Genomic DNA, 17614 nt, shown 5'->3' with positions numbered 1-17614 from the left:
TCCCGTACGATGCCGGTGAACAAATTTATGTTCAAGGGAATGGCCAATGTCGTGCTGGCGTTGGCCTTTTTCTATGGGTGCGGATGGTGGATTCTGGTTGGGCAGCCCGAACGTCTGCGTGCGCGCGAAGATCCCGTTTACGCGGAGGAGTTGTTTTCGGAACTGTTGCCGGTGGAGCAGGTTCTGCAATCGCGCAAGTGGCACAGGCGCGGCGCAGAGCCCTGGGACTGCACTTATGCCATCGTGCGATTGCAAGCCCCGGTGCCCGATCAGCCACCCACGCGAGAGTGGCGAAATGACCTCGGCTGGCAGTATCAGTTTGGCGGCGATTGGTCACCGACGCCAGCGCCTCCTCTCAAAGCGACGACACGAGATGCCCTTGAGTTTTGTGGAAAATACTGGCCGACTGAACTCTATACTGAGTTGAAACACGCGCGCGACAGCGCTGGCAGCTGGTTTGATCGGGATCCAGTCGGAGAAACACTCTACATCTATGCGCCACGCCAGAGGTTGGCCGCGCGCATCCGATTTGGGGATTGACGCCACCGTCAAATGCGAACCTCATTCCCTTGACGCGTGACATGTCGAGATCGAGAGGTTCTGATGAAAAGCGAAGCATTCCGGTACAGCGATGGCGTCGACAGGTTCATCGGCCATCTGGTCTGGGATGACGGCATCGCGACACCTGCGCCCTGTGTCCTGATCGCGCCAGCCTTTGGCGGGCTCAGCGATTTTGAGCGTTCACGGGCGGAGGAGCTGGCGGCACTTGGCTATGTTGCGCTCGCCGTTGATTACTACGGAAATGGGATCCGGGTGGAAACGCCGGAAGAGGCGCAGGCGCTGATGGCGACCGTGACCTCGGACCGCAAGGTGTTGGCGCGTCGCATGGTGGCCGCCCTTGAGGCCGCAAAGGAGCTGCCGCAGGTGGACGCCGGACGCATCGGGGCGATGGGCTATTGTCTCGGCGGCAAGGCGGTGCTGGACCTGGCGCGCTGCGGGGCGGATATCCGGGCCTGCGTGCCGCTGCATGGCGTCTATGATCGGCCGAATTTCCGCACCGAGGAGATCCGCCCTGCGGTGCTGGTGCTGCATGGCTGGGACGACCCGCTGGCACCGCCCGAGGCCCTGAGCCAGTTGGCGGAGGAGTTGAACGCCCATTGCCGCGATTGGCAGGTGCTGGGCTTTGGCCACACCGGGCATGCGTTTACCAATCCCAACGCCCGGAACCCCAAGGGCGGCATGCAGTATAGCGAACGCGCCAGCGCGCGGGCCTGGCGTGCTCTGACGCAGTTCTTCGCCGAGATGCTGTGATCGCAATCGCAGAGGCACATGCATACCGGGGTTGAGCAGAACGCAATTCCGGCTGTCCTGCACTTGGCTTAGCATTTCGGGACACGAAGTGGGAGCGAACAGAAATGAGCATCAAACGCATCTCTTCCGGCGGAGAGTACGAAGCAAAAATCGGCTATTGCCGTGCCGTTGTGGCGGGCGGTTTTGTTCATGTCGCGGGCACCGTGGGGCAGGGCGATGACGTGGTGGAGCAATGCCGTTCGGCGCTTGTCACCATCGAGACCGCCCTGACCAAGGCCGGCGCCAGCTTTGCCGATGTCGTGCGGGTGAACTACTACCTGCCGGAGGCGCGTGAGTTCGAACCCTGCTGGCCGCTCTTGTCCGAGGCGTTCGGCGCGAACCCGCCCGCGGCCACCATGATTGAATGCAACCTGATCGACCCGAAGTTCCGGATCGAGATCGAGGTCACCGCGCTGGCGCCTTCGGCTTAGGAGGGGCACATGACACTGACAGATGTTTCGGCGCACATTCGCCCGGCCATTCCGGTCTTGCGCATTTTTGATCTCGAACAGGCGCGGGCCTTTTATCTCGATTATCTGGGGTTTGTCGCGGATTGGGAATATCGTGCCGAGGAAGATCACCCGGTCTACATGCAGATTTCCCGTGCCGATTGCCTGCTGCATCTGACGGAACATCACGGGGATGCCACGCCTGGGTCTACCTGCTTTGTGCCGATGAGCGGCGCGATGAGTTTGCATCAGGAACTGGGCGACAAGCGGTTTCGGGGCGTGAAACCGGCGTTGGACGCGATGCCCTGGGGGCTGCAAATCACCGTCCTCGATCCGTTTGGCAACCGGTTGCGGTTCTGTGAGCAGCACAGCGAGACCCAGAAATCCGGCTGATCGGGCCGGATCCTGGTGCTGAAATCGCCATTTCCTGCCGTGTATTCACCACCGCGGGCTGAACCACTGGACCTCGGGTCCAGAATGCGCCATATCGGAGGCGAGATCTTCGGAGGAACCCATGGGAATCCTGAATTCGCTATTGCAGGCCGTGACCTGGTGGAACGGCGCCACCCTGAACACTCTGATCTATACCCGCCGCAAGGGGGAAAAGGTCGGGGAGGACGATCAGGGCAATGTGTTTTACCGCAACGCCGATGACAGCCGCCGCTGGGTGATTTTCAATGGTGAGGCGGAAGCCTCGCGCGTCAGCGCCGATTGGCACGGCTGGCTGCACCGCACCTATGACGAGGTGCCGAGCGAAAAGCCGCTGAAGCACAAGCCCTGGGAAAAGCCGCATCAGGAAAACCTGACCGGGACCGTCATGGCCTATGCCCCGGCGGGGTCTTTACGGGCCGGGGGCGCTCCGAAGGAACGCAGCGACTACGAGGCCTGGAGCCCCGAATAACCGCAGGGTTCGCCCGATGCAGCACTTCTCTGATCGTTCGTCCGTTTGACGGCGAGGGATCTTTTCCGATCTGGCCAAAAGGCAGGATTTTTCATGACCCATTCCACCACCGAAGTTATGACCGGCGGGCTCGTGCTTGTTGTCGCGGCCGGTTTTGCCTTCTACGCGGCACAGGCGGCGGGACTGTCCCGTGGCGGTGACAGCTATCCGCTGACCGCCTCCTTTCGCTCTCTGGAAGGGGTGAGCGTCGGCACCGATGTGCGCCTGGCGGGCGTGAAGATCGGCACCGTCACGAATGTGGCGCTGAACGCAGAGACCTTTCGCGCCGACACCACGTTTTCGGTCGATCAGAACATCATGATCCCCGACGACAGCGCGATCGTGATTGCCTCCGAAGGCTTGCTGGGCGGCAATTTTGTCGAGGTGATGCCAGGCGGATCGCCGTTCAACCTGGAGCCCGGTGACGAGATCGTCGACACCCAGGGCGCCGTGAGCCTGATTTCGCTTCTGGTCAAGTTCGTCTCCGGCAGCGGGGGCGACGAAGGATCCTGATGCTGAGAGCTGTTCTATGTGCCCTGAGCCTGTGCGCGGCAACTGGTGTTGCGGCGCAGTCGATTTCTGTTGAGGAACTGGCCCCGGCGCCGGTCGCGCCGCTGGTGCCCGAAAACCGCGAGCGTGTCGAGCGGGTCGAGGCAGAAACAGGCAATCTCGTCAGCCTGCGCGGTCTCGACAAGGTCAATGGCAAGAGCATTGACGTCGAGGTACGCAGTGGTGGATCGGTCGAGATCTTTGGCCTGCTGGTCACACTGCGTGAATGCCGCTACCCGGCGGAAAACCCCACGGGCGATGCCTATGCGTTTCTCAGCATTCGCGATCCGCAGGATGGACGGGTGTTCTTTGATGGCTGGATGATCGCCTCCAGCCCGGCGCTCAATGCGCTGGATCACCGCCGCTACGACGTTTGGGTCCTGCGCTGCAAAAGTGTCTGAGGCGACGGAATTTCGGGCGTTAGAAAATCCGCAGAGAGCTGCAGCGCCTCAGCCAGCATCCGGCGATAGCGTCCACGTGCGATTTCCTGGCCTCCAAGCGACGCCAGATGCGGCGTGATGAACTGGGTGTCGCACAGGCGGTAGCCACCGGCGTTGAGACGATCCACCAGATAGGCCAGCGCGATTTTCGAGGCATCGCGCCGGCGCGAGAACATGCTTTCGCCAAAGAATGCCGCGCCCAGCGAAACACCGTAGACCCCGCCCGCAAGATCGCCTTCGATCCAGACTTCGACGGAATGGGCAAAACCCATCACATGCAATTCCAGATAGCGGTCAAAGATCTCCTCGTTGATCCAGGTCTCCTCGCGATCCGAGCAGCCGCGCACCACACCTGCAAAATCCCGGTTGACGGAGATCTGGTAATCATCGCGGCGCAGGCGTTTGCCCAACGAGCGCGAGATCCGGAACCCGTCAAGCGGCAGGATGCCACGGCGCTTGGGATCGACCCAGAACACCTCCGGGTCGTCGCGGCTCTCCGCCATGGGAAAGACGCCGCTGGCATAGGCATGCAGTAGAAGATCAGCGCTGAGCGTCATGAGAAAGAGCCTAGCACAATAGGACAGGGGCAGCAGAAGAACCTGCCGCCCCTGTCGTCAGGTCAGTATCACAGATTGGCGTCGAGCCATTTTTCCAGCCAGTGAATATTGTAGTCACCGGTCTGGACGTCCTTTTCCTGCAGGAGCGCGTGGAACAGCGGCACCGTGGTGTCGATCCCGTCCACGATCAACTCGCCCAGCGAACGGCTGAGACGCGCCAGCGCCTCGTCCCGGTCGCGACCATGCACGATCAGCTTGCCGATCAGGCTGTCATAGTAGGGCGGGATCGAATAGCCGTCATAAAGCGCCGAATCCATCCGCACACCAAGGCCGCCGGGGGCGTGGTATGCGGTGATCTTGCCCGGGCAGGGGGAGAAGTTCGGCAGTTTCTCGGCGTTGATGCGCACCTCGATGGCGTGACCGTTGATGGTCAGATCGTCCTGGCTGAAGGACAGCGGCAGGCCGGAGGCCACGCGGATCTGTTCACGCACCAGATCGACACCAAAGATGGCCTCGGTCACCGGGTGTTCCACCTGCAGGCGGGTGTTCATCTCGATGAAGTAGAACTCGCCGTCTTCATAGAGGAACTCGACAGTGCCCGCGCCGGAGTAGCCCATCTTGCCGATGGCGTCGGCGCAGATCTTGCCGATCTTGGCGCGCTCTTCCTCAGAGATGCAGGGGCCGGGGGCCTCTTCGAACACTTTCTGGTGGCGGCGCTGCAAGGAGCAGTCGCGCTCGCCCAGATGGACGCCGCCGCCCTGGCCGTCGCCAAAGACCTGGATCTCGATGTGGCGCGGACGCTGGAGGTATTTCTCCATATAGACTTCGTCATTGCCAAAGGCGGCCTTGGCCTCGGAGCGGGCGGTCTGGAACGCATGGACCAGTTCGGACTCGGTCTGCGCCACTTTCATGCCGCGACCACCACCACCGGCGGTGGCCTTGATGATGACCGGATAACCCATGTCGGCGGCCACCGTTTTGGCGGTCTCCACGTCGGGCACGCCCCCGTCGGAGCCGGGCACACAGGGGATGCCAAGCGCCTTTGCGGTATCCTTTGCGGTGATCTTGTCACCCATCTGGCGGATATGCTCGGCAGAGGGGCCGATAAAGGTGATGCCGTGATCTTCGACGATCTGAACGAAGTTGGCGTTCTCCGACAGGAAGCCATAGCCCGGGTGGATCGCCTGGGCGCCGGAAATCTCGCAGGCGGAGATGATGGCGGGGATCGACAGGTAGCTTTGGGTGCCGGAGGGCGGGCCGATACAGATGGATTCATCCGCCATGCGCACATGCATCGCGTCGGCATCGGCGGTGGAGTGCACCGCGACGGACTGGATGCCCATCTCGCGGCAGGCACGGATCACGCGCAGCGCGATCTCACCCCGGTTGGCAATCAGGATTTTGTCAAACATGGGACCGCCTTACTCGACGATGACAAGCGGAGAGCCGAACTCGACCGCGGCGCCGTCCTCGACCAGGATGCGTTTCACGGTGCCGGATTTGGGCGCCGGGATGTGATTCATGGTCTTCATCGCCTCGACGATCAACAGGGTGTCGCCTTCGCTGACCTGCTGACCCACGGAGGTGAAGGCTGCAGCACCCGGTTCCGGCGCCAGATAGGCGGTGCCCACCATCGGCGAGGTCACGGCACCAGGGTGGCTGGCGGGATCTTCCGCAACCTCTGCGGCGGCGGCAGGGGCCGCGGCTGCGGGGGCAGCGGCGGCTGCCGGTGTGGGGGCCGCTGCGGCGACCTGTACCGGTGCGGGGGCGGCGGGGATATGACGGGAGACGCGCACGTTCAGGCTGTCATCCTCGGCATAGTCACGCTTGACCTGAAGTTCGGTCAGGTCGTTCTCGCGCAAAAGCTCAGCCAGAGCCTTGATGAACGCCACATCTGCTTCGTGAGATTTATTTGTCATTTTGTTCCTCGGCAGGGTCCTGTCTGGCCCCGAAGGCTTCCGGGGCGGAAATTTTCGGCCTTATATGCCATAGCTGACCATAAGGAAAGCGTACTTGATCGCGGCCCAAGATGAGGGCGAACGTATCCGGTTTCAATGGTTTTTGCAGGGGAATATTCCGGTTCCGGGGGCGCTCAGAGCGGCATGCCGCTGAGTTTGGCCACCAGTTCGGGCAGCTTGCGCGCGCCGAATTTGTCCAGCAGTCGCGCCCGGTGAGTCTCTACCGTGCGGTAGGACAGGCCCAGCTTCAGCCCGATCTCCTTGGCGGACAATCCCCGGCAGGTCAGGATCGCCACGTCGCGCTCGCGCGGGGTCAGGCTGACAACAGGGCGTTCCTCCGAAAGATCGGCAAACGACCAGACGCCGGTTTGAAAGGGCTGATCGCTGCGGCTGGTGGAGCGGCCCCGCACCCGGCACCAGAACAGCGCACCACAGCAACGCCGCATGATGCGCTCATCATTGTAGACCCCGCTCTGGGCTTCGGGCATCTGCAGGAGTTCACCGATGCGATGATAATCCTCCGGGCTGGGGTAGAGCGCGGCGATCGGGAGGTCGCACAGCTCGGCGGGATCACCGCCAAAGGTTTCGGCGAATTGCAGGTTGCAGCGCTTGATGACGCGATGCTCCAGCACGGCGAGACCAACGGGAGCGAATTCGAAGGCGGGATCAGACATGTGCCGGTTTTACGCCGGACGCGGCGCAAAGGGAACGCCCCTCTGCATCGCCGCACCACGGGGGCGGGCAGGGCGCAGCCGCCAAACAGCAAAAAACGGCCGGGCGCCTGATGCGGCCCGGCCGGTGAGGTGCGCGCGGCTGTCCATGGCCGTGCGACGGGGAGGGTCCTTTAGAGATCAGATCGCGAGGTATTCCGAGCGCAGTTCCTCGTTTTCCAGCACTTCGGCGGCGGTGCCGTCAAAGACGATGCCGCCGGTATCCAGGATCACGGCGCGATCCGCCAGTTGCAGCGCCCGCACCGCATTCTGTTCCACCAGAATCGTCGTCATGCCCTGTTCCTTGATGTGGATGAGGGTCTTTTCGATCTCGTCCACGATCACCGGCGCGAGGCCCTCGTAGGGTTCGTCGAGCAGGAGCACCTTGATGTCACGGGCCAGCGCCCGGGCGATCGCCAGCATCTGCTGTTCGCCGCCGGAGAGGGTCACGCCCTCCTGCTTGCGGCGTTCGCCCAGACGTGGGAACAACTCATAAAGGCGTTCGATCGACCAGCCGATGGGCGGTGCGATCTGTGCCAGCTCGAGGTTTTCCTCGACGGTGAGGCCGGGGATGATGCGGCGGTCCTCGGGCACCAGCCCCAGGCCGGCGGCGGCGGCTTCGTGGCTCTCCATCAGATGCAGCGGCTGGTGGTCGAGCCAGATCTCGCCGCGCGTGACCATGGGCGAGCCGGTGCGGGCGATCGACCGCAGGGTCGAGGTCTTGCCGGCGCCGTTGCGGCCCAGAAGCGCGAGGATCTCGCCTTCATGGACGTTGAAATTGATGCCCTGCACGATATAGCTCTCGCCATAATAGGCATGGACGTCCCAGACCGACAGAAAGGCCGGAGCCGTGGCCGCCTGGTTCACACCTTTGGAGAAATCAGGTTTGACGTTCATATCTCTGTCCCCTTGTTACGCGGTTTCGCCGAGGTAGGCTTCGCGGACCTTTGGATTGCCGCGAATGTTCTCGGGGTCGTCTTCCACCAGAGGTGTCCCCTGCGCGAGCACGGTGATCCGGTTTGCGAGCGAGAACACCACATGCATGTCGTGCTCGATGATGGCGATGGTGATGTTGCGCTCTTCCGAGATCTGTTTCAGCAGGTCGATGGTATTGTTGGTATCGGCGCGTGCCATGCCTGCGGTGGGTTCGTCCAGCAGCAGCAGGCGCGGCTCCTGGCTGAGGCACATGCCGATTTCCAGCCGTCGCTTGTCCCCGCGCGACAGCGAGGCCGCATGCATGTGCCGCTTGTCGGCCATGTTCATCTCTTCCAGCATGTGCTCGGCCTTGTCCATGATGTCCTTCTGCGACAGCACCGAGGCGATGGCGTTCAGCTCGAATGCCCCGTCACGCTTGGCCAGGCAGGGGATCATCATGTTTTCCAACACCGTCAGATCGCCAAAGATTTCAGGCGTCTGGAACACGCGGGAAATGCCCATCTGGTTGATTTCGTAGGGCGCCCGGCCCAGCACCGACTGACCATCGAACATCACCGATCCGGTGTCGGGGATCAGCTTGCCCACAAGGCAGTTCAGCAGGGTCGACTTGCCCGCGCCGTTGGGACCGATGATGGCGTGAACCGAGTTCTCCTTGACCGAGAGATTCACATCCGACAGCGCTTGCAGGCCGCCAAAGCGTTTGCCCACGTTTTTGACTTCGAGAATTCCCATGTCTCTCTCCTTATTCCGCGGGGTTGGTTTCGCTTTGGCGGGCGTCAGATTTCTTGCGCCCCTTGAACCAGCCACCGAAGCGCTGTCCGCCTTCGACCAGACCACCGGGCAGGTAGATCACCACCAGCATGAACAGGATGCCGAGGGTCAGGTGCCAGCCCTTGCCGATGAACGGGTAGATGATGAAGACGATGAAATCCTCAAGTCCGTCTGGCAGGAAGCTGAACCAGCTGTGCAGCACGTTGCTGTTGATCTTGGAGAAGATGTTCTCGAAGTACTTGATGAAGCCCGCGCCCAGCACGGGTCCGATCAGGGTGCCTGCGCCGCCGAGGATGGTCATCAGCACCACTTCGCCAGAGGCCGTCCACTGCATCCGCTCCGCACCGGCCAGCGGGTCCATCGACGCCATCAGGCCACCGGCAAGCCCGGCATACATGCCGGAGATCACAAAGGCCGCCAGCGTGTAGGGTTTGGAGTTGAGGCCAGTGTAGTTCATCCGCTGCTGGTTCGATTTCACCGCCCGCAGCATCATGCCAAAGGGCGAGCGGAAGATGCGGATCGACAGGTAGAAGGCCGCGATCAGCACCAGCGCGCAGAGGTAGTAGCCCATGTTGAACTGGAACGCCCAGGGGCCCATCGCCATCTCGTAGGTGCCGCGCATCTCGAGGCCAAAGAGGTTGGTCACCGGGATCGACCCATCCGCCGTTGCCGTCTGCCCCAGAACCCGCGGGTCATCCAGCGTCAGTTGCAGGCCGGTCTCGCCATTGGTGATCGGTGTCAGCACCGAATAGGCGAGGCTGAAGGACATCTGCGCGAAGGCCAGCGTCAGGATCGAGAAGTAGATGCCCGAGCGTCGCAGGCTGACGTAGCCGATCACCAGGGCAAACAGGCCCGCGATGATGACGCTGAGGATAATGGCTGGCAGCACATTCATGCTGAGCAGTTTGAACATCCAGACCGCCGAGTAGGAGCCCACCCCGAGAAAGGCCGCATGGCCAAAGGAGAGGTATCCGGTCAGGCCAAAGAGGATGTTGAACCCGATGGCAAAGATCCCGAAGATCACGAAGCGCTGCATCAGGTCCGGATAGCCGGCGTTGAACTGCGCCAGGCCGCTGTCGGTCGGGAAGGGGTTCAGGATGAAGGGAGCAAAGATCGTAAGTCCAGCCACGATCAGAAGCAGTGTAGTGTCTCTTTTGTCTAGTCCGAACATGGTCTTAGTCCTCCATCACGCCTTTGCGTCCCATCAGGCCGCGTGGGCGGACCAGAAGGATGACGATTGCGACGAGGTAGATGATGATCTGGTTGATGCCGGGAATGAGGCTGATCGCCCATTCCATCGAAGCAAAGCTCTCAAGCACGCCGAGCACAAAGCCCGCAAGAACCGCGCCGGGCAGGGAGCCCATGCCGCCAACAACCACCACCACGAAGGACAGCACCAGAAAGTCCATGCCCATGTGATAGTTGGGTGAATTGATCGGCGTGTACATGACGCCCGCAAGTCCTGCGACGGCGGCCGCGATGCCAAACATGATGGTAAAGCGGCGGTCGATGTTGATGCCGAGGAGACCGACGGTCTCGCGATCCGCCATGCCAGCCCGGACCACCATCCCGAAGGTGGTGAACTGCAGGAAGGCAAAGACCGCGCCGATGATGAGGCAGGCAAAGCAGAAGTAGACGATGCGCCAGACCGGATAGATGATGTCCATGCCGATCACCGCGCCGAGGTTGGCCACGCCATTGAGCGCATCCGGTGCGGGTGTCGGGATCGGGTTGGCGCCGTAGAAATACTTGATGACCTCTTGCAGCACGATGGCAAGGCCGAAGGTCACCAGGATCTGGTCCGCATGGGGGCGCTTGTAGAAATGCTTGATCAGCCCGCGCTCCATGATGAAGCCGACGGCGATCATGATCGGGATCGCAAACAGGATCGCCAGCGGCACCGACCAGTCGATGATGGCGCCGCCCAGATCCGGTCCGAACCAGCTCTCGACATAGGGGGTTTTGACCTTCAGCGGATTGCCGAGAAAGTCGGTCTTGTCGGGGTCGACCGTCTCAAAGCTGAGGCTGAAGATCTTCTGCAGCGTCACCGCGCAGAAGGCACCGATCATGAACAGCGCCCCATGGGCGAAGTTCACGACGCCGAGCGTGCCAAAAATGAGTGTAAGCCCGAGCGCGATCAGCGCATAGGCAGAGCCCTTGTCGAGCCCGTTTAGGATTTGCAGAAGGAATGCGTCCATGATCCCCACCTTCCGGTTCGTCTGGGTGGCTGGTTTCGGGTTGCAACAGCTGGTCACGCCCGATGGCCGTCGGGGCGCGTGTCAGGTGGACCAAAGCTGTGCGGGAGAGGGATGGTCAGGCGCGTCTGGCGCGCCCGACCGCTGATGTAGCTCTCGCGTTATGCGCCCGGGTTACAGGAGCCCAGGTTGCCGCCCGCAAACATCGGGTGGTCGGCTGCGTATTCCACCTGCTCGCGCGGGGTGACCTCGACGACCTCAAGCAGGTCGAACTCGGAGGTCGGGTTTTCTTTCCCGCGCACCACAAGAACGTCCTTGAAGCACTGGTGATCCGCGCCGCGATAGAGCGTCTTGCCGTTGCCCATGCCGTCGAACTCGAAATCTTCGAGCGCTTCGGCCACGGCGCAGGGGTTGAACGACCCGGCACGCTGCACCGCATCCGCATAGAGCAGCGTCTGCACGTAGCAGGTATGCGCAGCCTGCGAGGGCGGGAAGCCGTATTTGGTGCCGAAGGACCGCACGAAGGCCTTGGAGCCTTCGTCCTGCAGCGACCAGTGCCAGTTGGTGGACCCGTGAATGCCTTTCACGTTGGCCCCGGCACCTTTTGCCATCAGGCGGGAGTAGAGCGGCACCACGATCTCAAAGTTCTTGCCGTTCACTTCCTTTTCGCGCAGGCCGAACTGCACGGCGTTGGTCAGCGAGTTGACCATGTTGCCGCCGTAGTGGTTCAGAACCAGCACATCGGCACCGGAGTTCAGAACCGGTGCGATGTAGGAGGAGAAGTCGGTCGCCGCCAGCGGGGTTTTTACCGTGTTCACGGTTTCCCAACCCAGTGCCTCGGTGGCGGCCTTGATGGATTCTTCCTGGGTCCAGCCCCAGGTGTAGTCGGCGGTCAGGTGATAGGCCTTGCGGTCATCGCCATAGAGGTTCTTCAGCACCGGCGCCAGCGCTGCGCCGGACATATAGGCGTTAAAGAAGTGACGGAAGCCATTGGCTTTCTTGTCTTTACCGGTGGTGTCGTTCGAGTGCGTCAGGCCCGCCATGAAGATGACGCCCGCCTCCTGGCAGAGGCCCTGCACCGCGATCGCCACGCCGGAGGACGACCCGCCGGTGATCATGATGGCGCCGTCTTTTTCGATCATCGACTTCGCAGAGGCGCGCGCCGCATCGGATTTGGTCTGGGTGTCGCCGGTGACATATTCGACCTTCTTGCCCAGGATGCCGCTGCCTTCGAGCGCCTTGGAGCTGAAGGTGTTCAGCATGCCGCCGTCGCCTTCGCCGTTCAGGTGCTCGACCGCCAGCTGGTAGGCGCGCAGCTCGTCGGCGCCCTCGTCCGCGTAGGGGCCGGTCTGCGGCACGTTGAAGCCGAGGGTGACGGTGCCGCCGGTCGGATCATTGGTGAAGGCCGAGGCGCTCTGCGCGGTGAAGATCGTCGGCAGCGCCAGCCCGGCGCTTGTCACGGCACCGGTTCTGAGCAGGCCACGACGGCTTAGGTCTGTCTTGGACATTTAGTTTCCTCCCTAGGATGAAAAAGGCGAGGCGCGACTCCTCACTTTCGCGCGTCCCCTTGCAGCATTGTGCAAAACGAGTATGGGCGTGCATTGTAAATCTGCGCAATAAAACCCTTGTTTTGCGTGGTTTTTCTGTAAAGAAGTGTACAGTAAATCATGTGTTGCGGTAAATTTTCTTATTCTGCCGTGCAGAAAGCCCTTGAAAAGTCCCGCTTTTGCAAGAGGAGGTCGACCGATGGTGGCAGACAGTATGACCGGGAGCCGTATCCGAGAGCGGCGGCTGATGCTGGGGATGCGCCAGGCGGATCTGGCGCGCGACGTGGGGATCTCGGCTTCCTACCTCAATCTGATCGAACACAACCGCCGCAGAATCGGCGGCAAGCTGCTTGTGGCGCTGGCGCAGGCGCTGGGGGTGGAGCCGTCGCTTCTGACCGAAGGGGTGGAGGCCGCGCTGGTCGCCGCGCTGCGCGAGGCGGCAGCGGATGCGCGCACTCCGGCGGTGGAACTGGACCGTGTCGACGAGTTCGCCGGCCGCTTTCCCGGCTGGGCGGAGGTGCTGACGGAGACCCACGGCCGGATCGGCGCTCTGGAGCGCACGGTGCGATCACTATCGGATCGGCTGACCCATGACCCGCATCTGGCGGCGTCGCTGCACGAGGTGCTCTCCACCGCCGCCGCGATCCGCTCGACGGCTGCGATCCTGGCGGAGCCGGGCGAGCTGGAGGCGGAATGGCGCGACCGGTTCCACAAGAACCTCGACGAGGACGCCCAGCGACTGGCGGACAGCAGCCGCGCGCTGGTGCGGTTCCTCGATGACAGCGATCAGGGCACCGAACGCCGCGGGATACCGCAGGAGGAGGTCGAGGCTTTCTTTACCGCCCGCGGGTTCCACTTTCCCGAACTGGAGGCGCGCACGGCGACGGCGGGCGAACTGGCTGATCGGGCGGCAGAGCTGGACAGTCGCGCGGCGCGGAAACTGGCGGCTGCGGCGCTGGCGGATTACGAGGCAGACGCGCGCGACATGCCGCTTGAGATCCTGCGAGAAGCGCTGGCGCGCTGCGGTCTGCTGCCCGGCGTGTTGGCGCGCGAATTCGGCGTCCCGGTGCATCGGGTGTTGCGTCGGCTGGCCGCCCTGCCGGAGGAGGTGCTGGGCCAGCCCACCGGGCTGGTGGTCTGCGATGCCTCCGGTTCGATCCTGTTCCGCAAGCCGGTGCCGGGGTTCTCGCTGCCGCGTTTTGGGGCCTCCTGTCCTCTGTGGCCATTGTTCACGGCCCTGTCGCAACCGGGCGTGCCAATCCGGCGCCGCGTCCACCAACAGGGCCGCGCCGCGCGGGACAGCGATTGTTTTGCGATTTCCTGGACGGCGCAGCCGGTGGCCTTTGACAGCGACCCGGTGTTGCGCGCCGTGATGTTGATCCTGCCCTCGGTGGAGGCCCAGCCTTCCGAACCGGCAGCGGAGTCGCGCCCGGTGGGCGCCAGTTGCCGGATCTGCGTGCGCCGCAGCTGCGCGGCGCGGCGCGAACCGTCCATCCTGCGCCCGGCTCAGGGCGGCGAACAGGTGGTGCTGGACTAGCGGCAGCAGCGCATCCAGGGGCGGGCCTGTGTAACTGCCGGGTGACAGCGGCTTTGGTTTCATGCAAAGATCGCTCCGCACCCGGAGGAACCGGATACCGGCGTGGTGCATGGGGGAGGACAAGAGGGACCATGGCTGGACGAGTCGTTCTGATCGAAGACGAAGCCAATATTGCCGAGGCCATCCGCTTTCTGCTGTCGCGGGAAGGGTGGCAGGTGGACGTGCATGAGGATGGCAGCACTGCGCTGTCAGTGATCGAGGCCGCCGCGCCCGATCTGGTGATCCTCGACCTGATGCTGCCCGGCAAGAGCGGCATGGAAATCATTCGCGACATCAGGGAGATAGAGGCCTTGGCGCATCTGCCGGTGCTGATGCTCACGGCCCGCGGCCAGCTCAAGGATCGGGAAATGGCGGAGAAGGCCGGGGTGACTCGTTTTATGACCAAGCCGTTTTCCAATACCGAGGTTCTGGCCGCCGTGCGGGACCTGAATGCGCAGGCCCGACAGGCCCGCGACCCGGAGGCCGGCTCCGCTCCGGTGACCTCCGTGCGCGACGTGGGCTGAGCGGATTGCGATGATCCGGTCCGACGGTGCTGGCAGCAAGGATGAGTTGCGCACGCCCTTTGTCGAGCGGCGCACCTACCGGCGACGTCGGCTGATGGACATCGCGCGACTGGCGCCCCTGATCGGAGCCTTGCTGTTCCTGGTGCCGCTCCTGTGGCCACAGCAGGACCCCGGCGCGGGCCCGGAGGCACCGGCGGCCAGCAGCATGTCATCTGCGATGATCTACATCTTTGCAGTGTGGGGCGGGTTGATCCTGTTTTCGGTGGGGTTTTCGGTGGTGGTGCGCCTCTGGGCGGTCCACTGGACTGGCAGCGGCGGACCGGTGGACCCGCTCACTCCGGGCCAGGCGGGGTCTGACGCCCGGCCCGACGCCGCCACATCCGCGCCCGACACAGACCCGGAGACCGAGGCATGACCTCGCTCAATCTGCTGGCGATGGTCAGTATCGGCTATGTGTCGATCCTGTTTGCGGTGGCGTTCTGGGCGGATCGGCAGGCGTTGCGCGGGCGTGGCGCGCGCTTCATGGGCTCGCCCCTGATCTACACGCTGTCGCTGTCGATCTATTGCACCGCCTGGACCTTTTACGGGGCCGTGGGCTATGCGGCGCGGTCGGGGATGGAATACGTCACCATCTACCTCGGCCCGACGCTGGTGATGATCGGCTGGTGGTGGGGCCTGCGCAAGCTGGTGCGGGTGGGGCGCAGCCAGCGCATCAGTTCGATCGCCGATCTGCTGTCAGCCCGCTATGGCAAATCCAATGTGCTGGCGATCGGGGTGACCGTGCTCGCGGTGATCGGGGTCACCCCCTATATCGCCCTGCAATTGCAGTCGATCACCCTGTCGGTGGCGATCTTTGCCGAAGCGGACCCGACCCGCAGCTACAACGAGAGCGGCACGGTGTTCTGGATCGCCACGGGGCTGGCCTGTTTTGCGATTCTGTTCGGCACCCGCAACCTCAACGCCAATGAACGCCACCACGGGGTGGTCATCGCGGTGGCGTTGGAGGCGGTGGTCAAGCTGATCGCGCTGGTCGCCGTGGGCATCTTTGTGGTCTGGGGGCTGGCCGGCGGCGTGGAGCAGGTGCTCGCCCGTGTCGACCGCTCACCGATCGGGCAATGGCAGGTCGATGGGGGACGCTGGACGGCGATCACCTTTCTGGCGGCCGCCGCCTTTGTCTGCCTGCCGCGCATGTTTCAGGTCATGGTGGTCGAGAACGAGGATGAGCGCCACCTGCGCATCGCCGCCTGGGCCTTTCCCACCTATCTGCTGCTGATCTCGATCTTTGTGGTGCCGATTGCGGCTGTGGGTCTCGAGCTGCTGCCGCAGGGCGCGAACCCGGATCTCTTTGTGCTGACGCTGCCGCTGTCGCAGGGTCAGAACGGGCTGGCGATGCTGTCGTTCCTGGGCGGGTTTTCCTCGGCGACCTCGATGGTGATCGTGGCGGCGATGAGCCTGTCGACCATGGTATCGAACCATATCGTGATGCCGATCTGGCTGCGTACCACAGATGCCTTTGGCGGCGCGTCGGTCTCGGGCGATGTGCGCTCTGTGGTGCTGTTTGCGCGGCGCTTCTCGATCGCGGCGATCATGGGGCTGGGCTATGCCTACTACCAGATGTCCGGCGGCGGCGCGGCACTGGCGGCGATCGGATTGATTTCCTTTTCCGGGATCGCCCAGATCCTGCCGGCCCTGGTGGGCGGTCTGTTCTGGCGGGGTGCCACCCGCGCCGGGGCGCTGGCGGGGTTGTTCCTCGGCTTTACGGTCTGGGGCTATACCTTGCTGCTGCCCGAGGTCGCCGGGGGCGTGTTTTCTGCGGCAACGCTGAGCAATGGCCCCTTTGGCCTCGGTTGGCTGCGACCGCAGGCGTTGTTCGGGATCGAGGGGCTGGATCCGATCGTGCATTGCGTCCTCTGGTCGATGAGCCTCAATGTCGCGGCCTATGCCATTGTTTCCGTTCTGAGTTTTCCAAGCCCGATGGAACGTTTGCAGGGCGCGCAATTCGTGCATGTCTTTGACCATTCCGCCGGTCCCGGCGGCTGGACCGGCTCCGTCGCGCAGAGCGAGGACCTGATGATCATGTCGCAGCGCATTCTGGGACCGGATGAGGCCCAATCCTTCTTTCAGGCTGCGTTGAAACGTCAGGGTGGGCCGGGCCCGCTGCCAGAACCCACGCCGACCTTTCTGGAGCAGCTGGAGCGCGAGCTGAGCGCCTCGATCGGCGCGGCGGCGGCGCATGCGATGATCGGCCAGATCGTCAGCGGAGCCGCGGTGTCGGTCGAGGATCTGCTGGCGGTGGCCGACGAATCCGCGCAGTTGCTGGAGTATTCCAGCCGCCTGGAGGCGCAGTCGCAGGAACTGTCCCGCACCGCCCGCCAGCTGCGCGAGACCAACCAGAAACTGACGCAATTGTCCGAGCAGAAGGATGCCTTTCTGAGCCAGGTCAGTCACGAGTTGCGCACCCCGATGACCTCGGTGCGGGCGTTTTCCGAAATCCTGCGCGACGAGCCGGGCCTCACGCCGCAAGAACAGCGCAAATACGCGTCCATCATCCATGACGAGGCGCTGCGGCTTACGCGATTGCTGAACGATCTTCTGGATCTCAGCGTGTTGGAGAGCGGCGCTGTCACGCTCAATCTGTCGCGCCGCAGCCTGTCGGACATCCTGGATCACGCGGTGGCCTCGGCGCTGGCGGGCGCTGACGGTCCCCTGCGGGTCGATCGCGCGGGCGAGGCCGAGGCGGTTCTGGTGGAAACCGATGTGGACCGGCTGAGCCAGGTGTTCATCAACCTGATTGCAAATGCACAGAAATATTGCACCGCGGACAGCCCGACCCTGGAGATTGCCGTCAGTGAGACGGCCGATCAGGTGCATGTGGATCTGCGCGACAACGGCGCTGGCATCCCCGAAGACTTCCAGGCGATGATCTTTGAGAAATTCTCGAGAGTTACGCCGGAACGCGCCGGTGGCGCCGGGCTTGGTCTGGCGATCTGCAAGGAAATCATGCGACGCCTTGGCGGCGATGTCGCCTATCTTCCGGGCGACACGGGGGCCGCATTTCGCGTAACTTTGCCAAAACAAGCGAAAATAGAAGAAATCCGCTGAAATTTGTAAA

At 63.0% G+C, this 17614-nt stretch carries 21 protein-coding genes; 12 read left to right on the top strand and 9 right to left on the bottom strand.

All coding sequences use genetic code 11. The features are described from left to right. The first annotated feature begins 27 nt into the window (after positions 1–27). The 7 genes from ACXAF5_RS11880 (at position 28) to ACXAF5_RS11850 (ending at position 3689) form a co-directional block, all read left to right on the top strand. Positions 28–540, top strand: coding sequence for a hypothetical protein (locus ACXAF5_RS11880; RefSeq protein WP_474946732.1), 513 nt, complete (start codon positions 28–30; stop codon positions 538–540). Between the two features lie 63 nt (positions 541–603). After that, positions 604–1311 (top strand): dienelactone hydrolase family protein, encoded by a 708-nt coding sequence (locus tag ACXAF5_RS11875; protein WP_474946731.1) that lies wholly within the window; start codon positions 604–606, stop codon positions 1309–1311. A 104-nt stretch (positions 1312–1415) separates the two neighbouring features. Beyond that, positions 1416–1781, top strand: a complete 366-nt coding sequence (locus ACXAF5_RS11870; protein WP_474946730.1) for a RidA family protein — start codon at positions 1416–1418, stop codon at positions 1779–1781. A 9-nt stretch (positions 1782–1790) separates the two neighbouring features. Beyond that, positions 1791–2192, top strand: coding sequence for a glyoxalase superfamily protein (locus ACXAF5_RS11865; RefSeq protein WP_474946729.1), 402 nt, complete (start codon positions 1791–1793; stop codon positions 2190–2192). 121 nt (positions 2193–2313) lie between these two features. Beyond that, positions 2314–2700, top strand: coding sequence for an NADH:ubiquinone oxidoreductase subunit NDUFA12 (locus ACXAF5_RS11860; RefSeq protein WP_239319433.1), 387 nt, complete (start codon positions 2314–2316; stop codon positions 2698–2700). Positions 2701–2793: 93 nt separating this feature from the next. Then, positions 2794–3252, top strand: coding sequence for an outer membrane lipid asymmetry maintenance protein MlaD (mlaD, locus tag ACXAF5_RS11855; RefSeq protein ID WP_239319434.1), 459 nt, complete (start codon positions 2794–2796; stop codon positions 3250–3252). Beyond that, the gene (locus ACXAF5_RS11850; RefSeq protein WP_239319437.1) at positions 3252–3689 is read left to right on the top strand and encodes a DUF2155 domain-containing protein; all 438 of its coding nucleotides are present in this window, start codon (positions 3252–3254) and stop codon (positions 3687–3689) included. The genes mlaD and ACXAF5_RS11850 overlap by 1 nt, the downstream gene beginning before the upstream one ends. On the opposite strand, the gene aat is transcribed toward ACXAF5_RS11850, so the two are convergent. From aat to ACXAF5_RS11810, 8 genes are all read right to left on the bottom strand, one after another. Then, positions 3653–4285: a leucyl/phenylalanyl-tRNA--protein transferase gene (gene aat / locus ACXAF5_RS11845; protein WP_474946728.1), complete on the bottom strand. Its 633-nt coding sequence runs from the start codon at positions 4283–4285 to the stop codon at positions 3653–3655. The genes ACXAF5_RS11850 and aat overlap by 37 nt on opposite strands. A gap of 68 nt (positions 4286–4353) precedes the next feature. Further along, positions 4354–5697 carry an acetyl-CoA carboxylase biotin carboxylase subunit gene (gene accC, locus ACXAF5_RS11840; protein WP_239319440.1) on the bottom strand — a complete coding sequence of 448 codons (1344 nt, stop codon included), beginning with the start codon at positions 5695–5697 and terminating at the stop codon, positions 4354–4356. A 9-nt stretch (positions 5698–5706) separates the two neighbouring features. Then, entirely contained in the window at positions 5707–6204 is a 498-nt protein-coding gene (gene accB, locus ACXAF5_RS11835) for an acetyl-CoA carboxylase biotin carboxyl carrier protein (protein WP_474946727.1), read from the bottom strand. A gap of 173 nt (positions 6205–6377) precedes the next feature. Next, positions 6378–6917, bottom strand: a complete 540-nt coding sequence (locus ACXAF5_RS11830; RefSeq protein WP_239319446.1) for a PAS and helix-turn-helix domain-containing protein — start codon at positions 6915–6917, stop codon at positions 6378–6380. A 177-nt stretch (positions 6918–7094) separates the two neighbouring features. Further along, positions 7095–7850: an ABC transporter ATP-binding protein gene (locus ACXAF5_RS11825; protein WP_239319449.1), complete on the bottom strand. Its 756-nt coding sequence runs from the start codon at positions 7848–7850 to the stop codon at positions 7095–7097. 15 nt (positions 7851–7865) lie between these two features. Beyond that, complete coding sequence (locus ACXAF5_RS11820) at positions 7866–8621, bottom strand: ABC transporter ATP-binding protein (RefSeq protein WP_239319452.1); 756 nt, start codon at positions 8619–8621, stop codon at positions 7866–7868. Positions 8622–8631: 10 nt separating this feature from the next. Further along, positions 8632–9831, bottom strand: coding sequence for a branched-chain amino acid ABC transporter permease (locus ACXAF5_RS11815; protein ID WP_474946726.1), 1200 nt, complete (start codon positions 9829–9831; stop codon positions 8632–8634). 4 nt (positions 9832–9835) lie between these two features. Beyond that, positions 9836–10858 (bottom strand): branched-chain amino acid ABC transporter permease, encoded by a 1023-nt coding sequence (locus tag ACXAF5_RS11810; protein ID WP_239319457.1) that lies wholly within the window; start codon positions 10856–10858, stop codon positions 9836–9838. Here ACXAF5_RS11810 and ACXAF5_RS11805 point away from each other — a divergent pair. Beyond that, positions 10857–11003, top strand: a complete 147-nt coding sequence (locus ACXAF5_RS11805) for a hypothetical protein (protein ID WP_239365001.1) — start codon at positions 10857–10859, stop codon at positions 11001–11003. The genes ACXAF5_RS11810 and ACXAF5_RS11805 overlap by 2 nt on opposite strands. Positions 11004–11016: 13 nt before the next feature. Here ACXAF5_RS11805 and ACXAF5_RS11800 read toward each other — a convergent pair whose 3' ends face one another. Then, the gene (locus ACXAF5_RS11800) at positions 11017–12363 is read right to left on the bottom strand and encodes a substrate-binding protein (protein WP_474946725.1); all 1347 of its coding nucleotides are present in this window, start codon (positions 12361–12363) and stop codon (positions 11017–11019) included. A 238-nt stretch (positions 12364–12601) separates the two neighbouring features. On the opposite strand from ACXAF5_RS11800, the gene ACXAF5_RS11795 reads away from it, so the two are divergent. The 4 genes from ACXAF5_RS11795 (at position 12602) to ACXAF5_RS11780 (ending at position 17604) form a co-directional block, all read left to right on the top strand. Continuing rightward, positions 12602–13939 (top strand): helix-turn-helix domain-containing protein, encoded by a 1338-nt coding sequence (locus ACXAF5_RS11795; protein WP_474946724.1) that lies wholly within the window; start codon positions 12602–12604, stop codon positions 13937–13939. 131 nt (positions 13940–14070) lie between these two features. Next, positions 14071–14502 carry a response regulator transcription factor gene (locus tag ACXAF5_RS11790; RefSeq protein ID WP_239319468.1) on the top strand — a complete coding sequence of 144 codons (432 nt, stop codon included), beginning with the start codon at positions 14071–14073 and terminating at the stop codon, positions 14500–14502. A 10-nt stretch (positions 14503–14512) separates the two neighbouring features. Next, on the top strand, positions 14513–14917 hold the full coding sequence (locus tag ACXAF5_RS11785; RefSeq protein WP_474946723.1) for a hypothetical protein: 405 nt from the start codon (positions 14513–14515) through the stop codon (positions 14915–14917). Then, positions 14914–17604 carry an ATP-binding protein gene (locus ACXAF5_RS11780; protein ID WP_474946722.1) on the top strand — a complete coding sequence of 897 codons (2691 nt, stop codon included), beginning with the start codon at positions 14914–14916 and terminating at the stop codon, positions 17602–17604. Before ACXAF5_RS11785 ends, ACXAF5_RS11780 begins: the two co-directional genes overlap by 4 nt. The last annotated feature ends 10 nt before the right edge of the window (positions 17605–17614 follow it).

This window comes from Epibacterium sp. ABV4_022, assembly GCF_056159345.1.
This window is presented reverse-complemented; position numbering and strand designations above follow the sequence as displayed.

Excerpts from the sequence above, each read along its gene's own strand:
- ACXAF5_RS11820 (WP_239319452.1), bottom strand. The coding sequence starts at position 8,621 with ATGGGAATTCTCGAAGTCAAAAACGTGGGCAAACGCTTTGGCGGCCTG.
- ACXAF5_RS11870 (WP_474946730.1), top strand. The coding sequence starts at position 1,416 with ATGAGCATCAAACGCATCTCTTCCGGCGGAGAGTACGAAGCAAAAATC.
- ACXAF5_RS11810 (WP_239319457.1), bottom strand. The coding sequence starts at position 10,858 with ATGGACGCATTCCTTCTGCAAATCCTAAACGGGCTCGACAAGGGCTCT.
- ACXAF5_RS11850 (WP_239319437.1), top strand. The coding sequence starts at position 3,252 with ATGCTGAGAGCTGTTCTATGTGCCCTGAGCCTGTGCGCGGCAACTGGT.
- accB (WP_474946727.1), bottom strand. The coding sequence starts at position 6,204 with ATGACAAATAAATCTCACGAAGCAGATGTGGCGTTCATCAAGGCTCTG.
- ACXAF5_RS11785 (WP_474946723.1), top strand. The coding sequence starts at position 14,513 with ATGATCCGGTCCGACGGTGCTGGCAGCAAGGATGAGTTGCGCACGCCC.
- aat (WP_474946728.1), bottom strand. The coding sequence starts at position 4,285 with ATGACGCTCAGCGCTGATCTTCTACTGCATGCCTATGCCAGCGGCGTC.
- ACXAF5_RS11880 (WP_474946732.1), top strand. The coding sequence starts at position 28 with ATGTTCAAGGGAATGGCCAATGTCGTGCTGGCGTTGGCCTTTTTCTAT.
- ACXAF5_RS11795 (WP_474946724.1), top strand. The coding sequence starts at position 12,602 with ATGGTGGCAGACAGTATGACCGGGAGCCGTATCCGAGAGCGGCGGCTG.
- ACXAF5_RS11865 (WP_474946729.1), top strand. The coding sequence starts at position 1,791 with ATGACACTGACAGATGTTTCGGCGCACATTCGCCCGGCCATTCCGGTC.
- ACXAF5_RS11800 (WP_474946725.1), bottom strand. The coding sequence starts at position 12,363 with ATGTCCAAGACAGACCTAAGCCGTCGTGGCCTGCTCAGAACCGGTGCC.
- ACXAF5_RS11875 (WP_474946731.1), top strand. The coding sequence starts at position 604 with ATGAAAAGCGAAGCATTCCGGTACAGCGATGGCGTCGACAGGTTCATC.
- mlaD (WP_239319434.1), top strand. The coding sequence starts at position 2,794 with ATGACCCATTCCACCACCGAAGTTATGACCGGCGGGCTCGTGCTTGTT.
- ACXAF5_RS11825 (WP_239319449.1), bottom strand. The coding sequence starts at position 7,850 with ATGAACGTCAAACCTGATTTCTCCAAAGGTGTGAACCAGGCGGCCACG.
- accC (WP_239319440.1), bottom strand. The coding sequence starts at position 5,697 with ATGTTTGACAAAATCCTGATTGCCAACCGGGGTGAGATCGCGCTGCGC.
- ACXAF5_RS11805 (WP_239365001.1), top strand. The coding sequence starts at position 10,857 with ATGATCCCCACCTTCCGGTTCGTCTGGGTGGCTGGTTTCGGGTTGCAA.
- ACXAF5_RS11790 (WP_239319468.1), top strand. The coding sequence starts at position 14,071 with ATGGCTGGACGAGTCGTTCTGATCGAAGACGAAGCCAATATTGCCGAG.
- ACXAF5_RS11815 (WP_474946726.1), bottom strand. The coding sequence starts at position 9,831 with ATGTTCGGACTAGACAAAAGAGACACTACACTGCTTCTGATCGTGGCT.
- ACXAF5_RS11860 (WP_239319433.1), top strand. The coding sequence starts at position 2,314 with ATGGGAATCCTGAATTCGCTATTGCAGGCCGTGACCTGGTGGAACGGC.
- ACXAF5_RS11780 (WP_474946722.1), top strand. The coding sequence starts at position 14,914 with ATGACCTCGCTCAATCTGCTGGCGATGGTCAGTATCGGCTATGTGTCG.
- ACXAF5_RS11830 (WP_239319446.1), bottom strand. The coding sequence starts at position 6,917 with ATGTCTGATCCCGCCTTCGAATTCGCTCCCGTTGGTCTCGCCGTGCTG.